General features: G+C 71.4%; 9 protein-coding genes. 7 read left to right on the top strand and 2 right to left on the bottom strand.

Translation table 11 applies throughout. The features are described 5' to 3' along the window. Nucleotides 1–156: 156 nt before the first annotated feature. From ACIHAA_RS23345 to ACIHAA_RS23365, 5 genes are all read left to right on the top strand, one after another. Nucleotides 157–1,104 carry an alpha/beta hydrolase gene (locus ACIHAA_RS23345; RefSeq protein ID WP_399820175.1) on the top strand — a complete coding sequence of 316 codons (948 nt, stop codon included), beginning with the start codon at nt 157–159 and terminating at the stop codon, nt 1,102–1,104. A gap of 130 nt (nt 1,105–1,234) precedes the next feature. Continuing rightward, nucleotides 1,235–2,560, top strand: coding sequence for a sensor histidine kinase (locus ACIHAA_RS23350; RefSeq protein ID WP_399820178.1), 1,326 nt, complete (start codon nt 1,235–1,237; stop codon nt 2,558–2,560). Further along, nucleotides 2,557–3,231 (top strand): response regulator, encoded by a 675-nt coding sequence (locus tag ACIHAA_RS23355; RefSeq protein ID WP_399820180.1) that lies wholly within the window; start codon nt 2,557–2,559, stop codon nt 3,229–3,231. Before ACIHAA_RS23350 ends, ACIHAA_RS23355 begins: the two co-directional genes overlap by 4 nt. 61 nt (nt 3,232–3,292) lie before the next feature. Continuing rightward, nucleotides 3,293–4,513: a cytochrome P450 gene (locus ACIHAA_RS23360; protein ID WP_399820182.1), complete on the top strand. Its 1,221-nt coding sequence runs from the start codon at nt 3,293–3,295 to the stop codon at nt 4,511–4,513. Nucleotides 4,514–4,537: 24 nt separating this feature from the next. Next, a complete protein-coding gene (locus tag ACIHAA_RS23365) occupies nt 4,538–4,816 on the top strand; it encodes a Uma2 family endonuclease (RefSeq protein WP_399820184.1) in 279 nt (92 codons plus the stop codon). Nucleotides 4,817–4,886: 70 nt separating this feature from the next. Here ACIHAA_RS23365 and ACIHAA_RS23370 read toward each other — a convergent pair whose 3' ends face one another. Beyond that, entirely contained in the window at nt 4,887–6,398 is a 1,512-nt protein-coding gene (locus tag ACIHAA_RS23370) for an APC family permease (protein ID WP_399820186.1), read from the bottom strand. A 287-nt stretch (nt 6,399–6,685) separates the two neighbouring features. Beyond that, on the bottom strand, nt 6,686–7,537 hold the full coding sequence (locus ACIHAA_RS23375) for a diacylglycerol kinase (protein WP_399820188.1): 852 nt from the start codon (nt 7,535–7,537) through the stop codon (nt 6,686–6,688). A 195-nt stretch (nt 7,538–7,732) separates the two neighbouring features. On the opposite strand from ACIHAA_RS23375, the gene ACIHAA_RS23380 reads away from it, so the two are divergent. Continuing rightward, nucleotides 7,733–9,016 (top strand): adenylosuccinate synthase, encoded by a 1,284-nt coding sequence (locus tag ACIHAA_RS23380; protein ID WP_399820190.1) that lies wholly within the window; start codon nt 7,733–7,735, stop codon nt 9,014–9,016. 214 nt (nt 9,017–9,230) lie between these two features. Then, complete coding sequence (locus tag ACIHAA_RS23385; RefSeq protein ID WP_399820192.1) at nt 9,231–11,048, top strand: bifunctional metallophosphatase/5'-nucleotidase; 1,818 nt, start codon at nt 9,231–9,233, stop codon at nt 11,046–11,048. Nucleotides 11,049–11,191: the final 143 nt, after the last annotated feature.

The following is an 11,191-nucleotide window of genomic DNA, read 5'->3' on the forward strand; positions in this document are numbered from 1 at the left end:
TGAGCGACGGTGTGAGGGGTGGGTCCGTCCCGCCCCTCACCCAGCGTCACCACCCCACGCCGACGCGGGCGTGCCGCCTGATACCGTCCCCGCCGACGGCCGATCATCCTCCGGCCCTCGCGCCCGTATTCCGTTTCGCCGCTGAGAGGCTGGAGCATGCCGGACGACGCCGCCCCCCGCGATCCCGCAGAGCCGGACGACGCGTCCGCCGCGGAGGAGGCGTCGGCCTTCTCGCACCCGCCGGTGGACCCCGACGCCACCGCCTCCTATGGCGACCACCCCGACCAGGTGATCGACTTCTACGCGCCCCGGGAGGCGGCCGCGACCGGACCGGGCGCGGGCGCCGAGGGCCCGGCGCCCCTGGTCGTCGTCCTGCACGGCGGCGCCTGGCGGGCACCGTACGACCGGTGGCACATCACCCCCTTCGTGGACTTCCTGGCCCGCCGGGGCTTCGCCGTGGCCAATGTGGAGTACCGCAGGGGCGCGCTGATCCCCGCCCAGGCCGAGGGCCCCGGGGAGCCCGGCGGCGGCCCGGGACCGGTGGCGGGCCGCTGGCCGGACACCTTCGACGATGTCGCGGCGGCCCTCGACGCGCTTCCGGCGCTGGTGCGGAAGGCGCTGCCGGGGGCCGACCCGCGCCGCACGGTGGTCACCGGGCACTCCGCGGGCGGCCAGCTGGCGCTGTGGGCGGCCGCCCGCCATGTACTGCCCCCGGACTCCCCCTGGCGCACGGACCGCCCGGCCCCGCTGCGCGGTGTGGTGGCGCTCGCCCCGATCGCGGACTTCCGGGCCGCCGAGAAGCTGGGGGTGTGCGGCGGGGCGGCGGCGCAACTCCTCGGCGGGGCGGGCTTGTTCGCCGAGCGGCGGCCGTACGCGGATCCCGCCCTGCTGCTGCCCACCGGCATCGCCACCACCCTGGTCCAGGGCCGCCGGGACACCGTGGTGCCGCAGGCGGTCGCCGAGTCGTACGCGGACGCGGCGGCGCGGGCGGGCGAGGTGGTGGGCCTCACCCTGCTGGAGGGCGTCGGCCACTTCCCCCTGATCGACCCGGCGGCGGACGCCTGCGCGGTGGTGACGGAGGAGATCGCCCAACTGGCTTGGTAGGAAACGGTGTTGGACCGCCGTGGCGGGGGCCGCCCGGGATCCGGCTCCGCCCGTAGTACCTGAGACGTACCCCCGGGAACCCGTCTCACCGGTGACGACGCCGTCCCCCCCGGCGCCTACGGTCTCAGATGTGACCGAGACGAACCAGATACCGGCGGCGCCCGACGCGGCGTTCCGTCCGTACGCACCGCGCAGTCCGGAGTACCGGGCGACCGTGGAGGCCCTGCGAGGGCTGCGGCAGGACCTGTTCACCGAAGCGTTCGCCTACCGCCCGCTGCCCCCGAAGAGCTCCCCGGGGCCGCGGTCCGGGCTGCGGGCGTACGCGGTCTGGACCCGGCACATCCTGGTGGCGGCCGCCGGGGCGCTGGCGATGCTGGTCGCCCTGGCGCAGTACGAGGGGGGCGCGGCCTGGCCGCTGACCGGCCTGTTCGCCCTGGCGCCCGTGCTGCTGACACTGATCCGCCCGGTCGCGGCGTTCTGGCTGTCCTTCGCGGCGACCATGGCCTCGCTCGCCGTGGTCTCCTCGTCGAGCGCCTGGCCCTGGCCGCCCGGCAGCTTCCTCGCCCATCTGACGGTGCTGACGGTGGTGGCGCTGCGCACCCGGCCGCGCACGGCGGCCTGGATGTGGCTGTTCACCGCGGTCTACGCCTTCGCCGCCGAGACCGGCTTCTACCGCTACGGCGGTGACGCCTCGACCATGCTGGTGGTCTCCGCCCTCCTCCTGCTCGTCGTCACCCTCCGGCATGTCCGCCTGAACGCGGAGCAGGAGGTGACCGCCCAGCAGACGGTGACCGCGCACGAACGCTCCCGCCGCACCCTGCTGGAGGAGCGCACCACCATCGCCCGGGAACTGCACGACGTGGTCGCCCACCACATGTCGGTGGTCGCCATCCAGGCGGAGGCCGCGCCCTACCGGGTGGAGAACCCGCCTCCGGAGCTGGAGAAGGCCTTCGCCACCATCCGGGAGAACGCGGTCGCGGCCCTCACCGAACTGCGCCGGGTGCTGGGCGTCGTACGCGCCGAGGACTACGCGGCCCCGGACGCCCCCCAGCCCACCCTGGCCGATCTGGACGCCCTGCTGGCGAATGTGCGGGAGGCCGGGCTGACCGTGTACAAGGTGGCCACGGGCGCGGTACGGGAACTCCCGCAGGGCGTCGAGCTGTCGGCGTACCGCATCGTGCAGGAGGCCCTGAGCAACACCCTGCGGCACGCCCCGGGCGCCTCGGCCCGGGTGGAACTGGGCTATGTGCTCGGGGGCCTGGGCCTGCGCATCGTCAACGGCCCGGCGCCGCCGGGCGCCCCGGGACGCGCGGCGCACGGCGCGGGACACGGCATCACCGGTATGCGTGAGCGGGTCTCGATGCTGGGCGGGGAGATGACGGCGGGGGAGATGGACGACGGGGGATACGAGGTGACGGTGTTCCTGCCGGTGCCCGCCGCACAGGACGCCGCATGACCGGCGGAGCGGTCCGGGTACTGATCGCGGACGACCAGATGATGGTCCGGGAGGGCTTCTCGGTGCTGCTCGGCGCGATGCCCGGCATCGAGGTCGTCGGGGAGGCCGTCAACGGCAGGGAGGCGGTCGAACGGGTCCGTGAACTCTCCCCGGACGTCGTGCTGATGGACATCCGCATGCCGGAGCTGAACGGCATCGAGGCGACCCGGCAGATCGTTGCCGCGGACGGCACCGCGAAGGTGCTGGTGCTGACCACGTTCGACCTGGACGAGTACGTCTACCAGGCGCTGCGGGCCGGGGCCTCCGGCTTTCTGCTCAAGGATGCCTCCGCCCGCCAGCTCGCCGACGGGGTACGGGTGGTGGCCTCCGGCGAGGCCCTGCTCGCCCCCTCGGTGACCAGACGGCTGATCGCGGAGTTCGCCCGGCTGTCCGACCGGCCGCGGCCGGTCCTCGCGCCGCAGGGGGCGTACGGGGAGCTGACCGACCGGGAGACGGAGGTGCTGGTGCAGATCGCCCAGGGCCTGTCGAACGCGGAGATCGCCGAGCGGCTGGTGGTCGCCGAGTCCACGGTCAAGACCCATGTGAGCCGGGTCCTGGTGAAGCTGGGCCTGCGGGACCGCACCCAGGCGGCCGTGTTCGCCTACGAGGCGCGGCTGGTGACCCCGGGGTGAGGGCGCCGCCGCTCCCGGTGACCTCTGGTCAGACGGGGGCGGGCCGGGCTAGCGTCCGGGCATGGCAGCCCCACCCGACCTCGCGTTCGACCCGTGGGACCCGGCGTTCCTGGCCGACCCCTGCCCCGCCTACGCCGAGCTGCGCGCGCTCGGCCGGGTGATCCCCTACGCGCCCACCGGGCAGTGGCTGGTCCCCCACCACGCGGATGTGTCGGCGCTGCTGCGCGACCGGCGGCTGGGCCGGACCTATCGGCACCGGTTCGGCCACGAGGACTTCGGCCGGACTCCGCCGCCGCCCGAGCACGAGCCGTTCCACACCCTCAACGACCACGGCATGCTGGACCTGGAGCCGCCGGACCACACCCGGATCCGGCGGCTGGTGTCGAAGGCGTTCACCCCCCGGACGGTGGATCGGCTGGCCCCGTATGTGCGCGGGCTGGCCGAGGAACTGGTGTCCCGGCTGGTGCGGGCGGGCGGCGGCGACCTGCTGAGGGAGGTCGCCGAACCGCTGCCGGTCGCGGTGATCGCCGAGATGCTGGGCATCCCGGAGGCGGACCGGGCGCAGCTGCGGCCCTGGTCGGCGGACATCTGCGGGATGTACGAGCTGAATCCGCCGCCCGAGGCGGCGGCGCGGGCGGTGCGGGCCTCGGTGGAGTTCTCCGGCTACCTCCGGGAGCTGATCGCGCAGCGCCGCAAGGCGCCCGGCGAGGACCTGATCTCGGGCCTGATCGCGGCGTACGACGAGGGGGAGCGGCTCACCGAGCAGGAGATGATCTCGACCTGTGTGCTGCTGCTGAACGCGGGCCACGAGGCGACGGTGAACGCGACGGTCAACGGCTGGTGGGCGCTGTTCCGCCACCCGGACCAGCTGGCGGCCCTCCGCGCGGACCACGCGCTGGTCCCGTCCGCCGTGGAGGAGCTGATGCGCTACGACACCCCGCTCCAGCTCTTCGAACGCTGGGTGCTGGACGACATCGAGATCGACGGCACCACCCTGCCCCGGGGCGCGGAGGTCGCCCTGCTGTTCGGCTCCGCCAACCACGACCCGGCGGTCTTCGACGCCCCCGGAAAGCTGGACCTGGCCCGCCGGGACAACCCGCACATCTCCTTCAGCGCGGGCATCCACTACTGCATCGGCGCCCCCCTGGCCCGGATCGAACTGGCGGCCTCGATGACGGCCCTGCTGAAGCAGGCCCCCACCCTCCGCCTGGCCACCACCCCCCACCGCAAGCCGAACTTCGTGATCCGGGGACTGGAGGGCCTGGACGTGGAGATCGGTTGATCACCCGTTCGGCGGATGGTGCGGGTGATCCGGAGGAACGGCCGCCGAGGGCCGGACACGTCGTACGACTGGGACACGCACCACCGCGACCGGGTGGAGAAGCCGCGGGCCTACGCCGAGGCGGGCATCCCGGTCTATCTGCTGATCGACCGTGAGAACCTCTCGGTCCTGCTCCACAGCGCCCCGGACCCCGAGGACGGCTACCGGGACATCCACGTGGTCAGACTCGGCGGCGAGGTCGTACTTCCCGAGCCCGTCGGCATCGTATTGCCCACCGGGGAACTCAAGCAGTACCTCGACTGAGCCCCAGCGAGCGGAGGTCGGCCGGGACCGCTCAGCGGCTCCGGCCGACGGGACGTCAACGGGGCGTTCGTCAGCGCTCCTTGGTCTCCTCCAGGACCGTCCGGCCCAGCAGCGCATACCGCTCGGGTGCGGTCCGCTTCAGATACTGGGCGTAGCCGATGCCCGTCGCCGCGACCAGCGCCACCAGCCAGGGTGTCGCCTTCAGGATCAGCGAGCCGGACTCGGGACCGGCCGCGGCGCTCATGTTGGACACCAGCAGCGCCACCACCGCGAGCATCGCGATCCCCCCGGTGAGCGGGGCGGCGAAGGTCCGGAACCAGTGCCGGCTCTCGGGGTGGTGGGAACGGAAGTAGACCAGCACCGCGAAGGAGCACACCGCCTGCACCACCAGGATCGCCATGGTGCCGAGGATGGCGAGCAGGACGTAGGTGCCGGTGTACGGGTCCTTGCCCGCGAGCCAGAACGCCCCGATCAGCAGGGCGCTGACGACCGTCTGCACCAGGCCCGCGATGTGCGGGGAGCCGTGCGCGGGGTGGGTGCGGCCCACGGTCCGCCGCAGCGAGGGCAGGACGCCCTCACGGCCCAGCGCGTACATGTAGCGGGCCGCGCAGTTGTGGAAGGCCATGCCGCATGCCAGGGAGCCGGTGATCATCAGCCACTGCATCACGTCGACGGCCCAGTGGCCCACGTAGTGCTCGGTGGGGTTGAAGAAGAGGGCGAGCGGGTTGGCCGAGGAGGCCGCCTTCACGGCCTCCGCCTCGCCGTTGCCGCTGATCGCCATCCAGGAGACGAAGACATAGAAGACACCGACGCCGAGGACCGAGATCAGGGTCGCCTTGGGGATGATCCGCTTGGGGTCGCGGGACTCCTCGCCGTACATCGCCGTCGACTCGAAGCCGACCCACGACCAGAAGGCGAAGAACAGGCCGAGGCCCGCGCTGGTGCCCTTGAAGGCGTTGACCGGGTTGACCGGGTCGAAGGAGAAGCCGTGCGGGCCGCCGCCGTGCAGGGCGACGGAGACGGCCATCGCCGCGAGCACGGTGACCTCCGTGCCCAGCAGCACGACGAGCAGCTTCTCGGCGACGTCCACGCCGAACCAGGTGCCCATCGCGTTGATCGCCAGCATCAGCACGGCAAACGCCCACCAGGGGATGGCGAGGCCCGTCTGGTCCTTGAGGGTGGTGGTGGCAAAGGTGGAGAAGATCCCGATCAGGGCGGGCTCGAAGACGACGTAGGCGAAGGTCGCGAGCAGCCCCGAGGCGAGGCCGACGGTGCGGCCGAGGCCGTAGGAGATGAAGCCGTAGAAGGCGCCGGTCGAGGTGATGTGTTTCGCCATCGAGGTGAAACCGACGGAAAAGATTGCCAGGACGACCATTGCCACGAGATAACTTGCGGGGGCGCCGATGCCATTGCCCGCCGACACCATAAAGGGCACATTGCCCGTCATGGCGGTGATCGGCGCGGCGGTGGCGACCGCCATGAAGACCACACCGAGAAGGCCCACAGCGTTGGGCTTCAGCCGGTGAATCGTTCCTTCTGAACCCGTCCCCGTGTCCGGGGCCGTGCCCTCTTGTACCGCCATCGGGTGGCCCCTTCCCTGGTGCCGTGAACGCGTGGTGCACTGCTGCTGGAGTGGAACTCTGTGGCCCGAATGAGTCGGTCAAGGGTGTCGAGCCGTTAAATGTTTGTCAACCAGACCTTTAGAAATCGCCTGGGAGAACTTCACCGGCACCAGGCACGGGGCATATGAGGGCACATGAGGCAGATAAGGGCACATGGGGGTGCGTGAGCGTGCAGGGGGCCCGGAGGGGGAGCGGGCGAGGAAGTGCGAGCCCGGGTGGAGGCGGCCCCGTCGGAACGGGGGACCCCTCACGCGGAAGGTGGCACCGTGAGTCCCCAGGCTCCGGCGCGGACCGTCCAGGTCCGGCTGCGGACCGGGCCCGTGACCAGGGTGTCCGCGCGGTAGCGGAAGTCCGTGCCGGACACCGTCACCGTGCGGCCGCGGGCCGCCAGCGGGGAGGCCTCGGCGCCCACCGACACCGGCCGCACCTCCACCACCGCCGCCCCGGAGGCGTCCGGCGCCACCCGCACGCCCGCGACCGGCTGGTCCAGATCCACCAGCAGCACCCCGTCGACCTCGATCCGCAGCCGGGAGGGGCCAGGGGAGGGCGCGGTGAGCGGCCGGGAGGGGCGGACCAGGGTCCGCACCAGCGACTGGCGCACCCGCAGCCAGGGCCGCCCGGAGAGGACCGCCCCGCCGAGGGGCGCGTCCTCGCACGGGAACGGCATGGTCGGCACGGACGGTATCCGCAGCTCCCCGAGGACCACCCCGTCGCTGTCGTCGGACAGCAGGTCCAGCCGCCGTTCCGCCCCGTCCAGCACGGCACGGGCGGCCGCCACCGCCCCCGTGGGCACCCCCAGCGTCCGCGCCAGCGACAGCGCGCCCCCGACCGGCACCAGCGACAGCGCCGTGGTGGCCAGCTCCCGCCGCCGGTGCAGCAGGGTCACCGCGCGCAGCAGTGCCCGGTCGTCGCCCACCACCACCGGCCTCCGAGCCCCCCTGCGGGCCAGTGCCCGGGCGAATTCCTCCGGGCCGTCCGGGAGGCACATCTTGGTCGCCGCACCCGCGCTGAGCACGTCTTTTGCGATCCGCACGGACTCGCCGTCACTGTGACGGGCGACCGGGTCGATGACCACGAGGAGCTGGTCGGAAGTCGCCACCTCGGTCCTGCCTCGCTTCCTCGGGTAGCATCTTTGTGCAAGAGCCCCTTGCGCTATTGCGCCAGGGGCTTCGTCTATTCCGGGGCATCCGGTCCGACGGTTTGCGGCCAACGACGGCCGCGGTGCACACGGCGGTGGACCCTCCGCGTACGCCCCTGACCTTGGACATGCCCCGCCCGGAAGGGGTGTACGCGCGTGCCCGCACTTGTGCTGCTCGGTGCTCAGTGGGGTGACGAAGGCAAGGGGAAGGCCACCGACCTGCTCGGTGGATCGGTGGATTATGTAGTGCGCTACCAGGGCGGCAACAACGCCGGCCACACGGTCGTCGTCGGCGACCAGAAGTACGCACTGCATCTGCTGCCTTCCGGAATCCTCTCGCCCGGATGCACCCCCGTCATCGGCAACGGAGTCGTCGTCGACCCGTCGGTCCTGCTCTCCGAGCTGAGCGGTCTGAACGAGCGTGGCGTCGACACGTCCAAGCTCCTGATCAGCGGTAACGCGCATGTCATCACGCCGTACAACGTCACCGTCGACAAGGTGACGGAACGCTTCCTCGGCAAGCGCAAGATCGGCACCACGGGCCGGGGCATCGGCCCGACCTACGCCGACAAGATCAACCGCATCGGCATCCGGGTCCAGGACCTCTACGACCAGTCGATCCTGACCCAGAAGGTCGAGGCGGCCCTGGAGGTCAAGAACCAGGTCCTCACCAAGCTGTACAACCGGCGCGCGATCGCCGTGGACCAGGTGGTCGAGGAGCTGCTGGGCTACGCCGACCAGATCAAGCCCTATGTCGCCGACACCGTCCTGGTCCTCAACCAGGCGCTCGACGACGGCAAGGTGGTGCTGTTCGAGGGCGGCCAGGGCACCCTGCTGGACATCGACCACGGCACGTACCCCTTCGTCACCTCGTCGAACCCGACCGCGGGCGGCGCCTGCACCGGTGCTGGTGTCGGCCCGACGAAGATCGGCCGGGTCATCGGCATCCTGAAGGCGTACACCACCCGCGTCGGCTCCGGTCCCTTCCCGACCGAGCTGTTCGACGAGGACGGCGAGGCCCTGCGCCGCATCGGCGGGGAGCGCGGTGTCACCACCGGCCGTGACCGCCGCTGCGGCTGGTTCGACGCGGTGATCGCCCGCTACGCCACCCGGGTCAACGGTCTGACGGACTTCTTCCTCACCAAGCTCGACGTGCTCACCGGCTGGGAGCGGATCCCGGTCTGCGTCGCGTACGAGATCGACGGCAAGCGCGTCGAGGAACTCCCGTACTCCCAGACCGACTTCCACCACGCGAAGCCGGTCTACGAGTACCTGCCGGGCTGGCAGGAGGACATCACGAAGGCCAAGACCTTCGCCGACCTCCCCAAGAACGCGCAGGGCTACGTCAAGGCCCTGGAGGAGATGTCGGGCGCCCCGATCTCGGCGATCGGTGTGGGCCCGGGCCGCGACGAGACGATCGAGATCAACTCGTTCCTGTAGAGCGGCACTTCGGGCTTCCGCGCCCCCGTCCGGTGAAGCACCGGACGGGGGCGCGGTGCTGTTCGGGCGCCGGTACCCTTTGGCTGCCCGGAACTTGACCTGCCCATGACTTGTTTCGGGTTTCGGGGCGACCTCCGCCCGTCCACGATCTACGCGGGTAGTCCCCGAACGGCACACACCACCCGACCGCGTCACTCCACCCTCAGGAGCCCGAATGTCCGTCAGTCCCATGAACCGCCGCGCGTTCATGCAGAAGTCGGCCGTCACCGGCGCGGCCGTGGCCACGGCGGGTGCCGTCGGTGCCGGCCCGGCGCAGGCGGCCGACCACCACCCCGGCCACCGGCCCCGCACCTGGTCGTTCTCCATCCTGGGTACCACCGACCTGCACAGCCATGTCTTCGACTGGGACTACTACCTGGACGCCGCCTACAGCGACAAGGCCGGCAACTCCGTCGGCATCGCGCGCGTCGCCACCCTGGTCAAGCAGCAGCGCGAGGCGAAGGGCGAGGACCACGTCCTGCTCGTCGACGCGGGCGACATCATCCAGGGCACCTCGCTGGCGTACTACTTCGCCCGGGTCGACCCCATCAACGGCACCGGCGGCACGCACGGACCCCGCCACCCCATGGCCACGGCCATGAACCACATGCGCTACGACGCCGCCGCGCTCGGCAACCACGAGTTCAACTACGGCATCGACCTGCTGCGCAAGTTCGAGAGCCAGTGCCGCTTCCCGCTGCTCGGCGCGAACGCCCTGGACGCCAAGACCCTGCGCCCCGCCTTCCAGCCCTACACGGTGAAGCGGATCCGGGTCCCCGGCGCCCCCGACATCAAGGTCGGCATCCTCGGCCTCACCAACCCCGGCATCGCGCTGTGGGACAAGGACAACGTCAGCGGCAGGATGGTCTTCCCCGGGCTCGTCGAGCAGGCGAAGAAGTACGTGCCCCGGCTGCGCGCCCTCGGCTGCGACGTCGTCTTCCTGACCGACCACTCCGGGCTCGACGGCTCGTCCTCCTACGGCAGCGAACTGCCCTACGTCGAGAACGCCTCCAACCTGGTCGCCGAGCAGGTCCCCGGCATCGACGCCATCCTCGTCGGCCACACCCATGTCGAGGTCTCCTCCTACACCGTCAAGAACGAGCAGACCGGCGAGGACGTCCTGCTGTCCGAGCCCTACTGCTGGGGCATGCGGCTCACGGTCTTCGACTTCGACCTCGAACTGCACCACGGGCAGTGGAAGGTCACCGGCAAGAAGGCCCAGACCCTCAGCCCCAGCAATGTCGAGGAGGACCCGGAGATCACCCGGCTCCTCAAGGCGGACCACGAGCTGGTGGTGAAATACGTCAACACCCCCGTCGGCACCTGCTCCACGGACCTCTCGGCGGCCGAGTCCTGCTGGAAGGACGTCCCCATCATGGACTTCATCCACCAGGTCCAGATGGCCACCGTCGCCACCGGCCTGTCCAGCGCCGACGCCGCCCTCCCGCTCATCTCGGTCGCCGCGCCCTTCAGCCGCACCGCCGACATCCCCGCGGGCAGTGTGACCATCAAGGACATCGCCGGGCTCTACATCTACGACAACACGCTCTACGGCAAGAAGCTCACCGGCGCCCAGCTCAAGGACTACCTGGAGTACGCGGCGAAGTACTACCACCAGGTCCCGTCCGGCACCAAGGTCGACACCGCGACCCTCACCAACGCCAACAGCTTCTGGGACTACATGTACGACACCGCCGCCGGTGTCGACTACGACATCGACATCGCGCAGCCCGAGGGGTCCCGGATCAAGAACCTCAGCCACAAGGGTGCGCCCGTCGCCGACGACCAGGTCTTCGTCGTCGCCGTCAACAACTACCGCGCCAACGGCGGCAGCGGCTACCCGCACATTGCCGCGGCCGACATCGCCTACAGCTCCACAAACGAGATCCGCCAGCTGATGATCGACTACGTGACGGCCAAGGGCGCCCTGAACCCGGCCGACTTCGCGGTCACCAACTGGAAGCTGACCCAGAACGGCACGGCCGTCTTCTAGGCCGCCCGAACCCACGGCGTGGGGGGGGCCGCGGGGGGGGGCCCCCCCCGGCGGGGGGGGCGGGGGGGGGCGGGGGGGGGGGGGGGGGCGGGGCCCCCCCCGGGCGGCCCCCGCCGCCCAAAACCCCCCCCCCCCCCCCCCCC

This window comes from Streptomyces sp. NPDC052040 (genome assembly GCF_044548405.1).
In the GTDB taxonomy this organism is placed as follows: domain Bacteria; phylum Actinomycetota; class Actinomycetes; order Streptomycetales; family Streptomycetaceae; genus Streptomyces.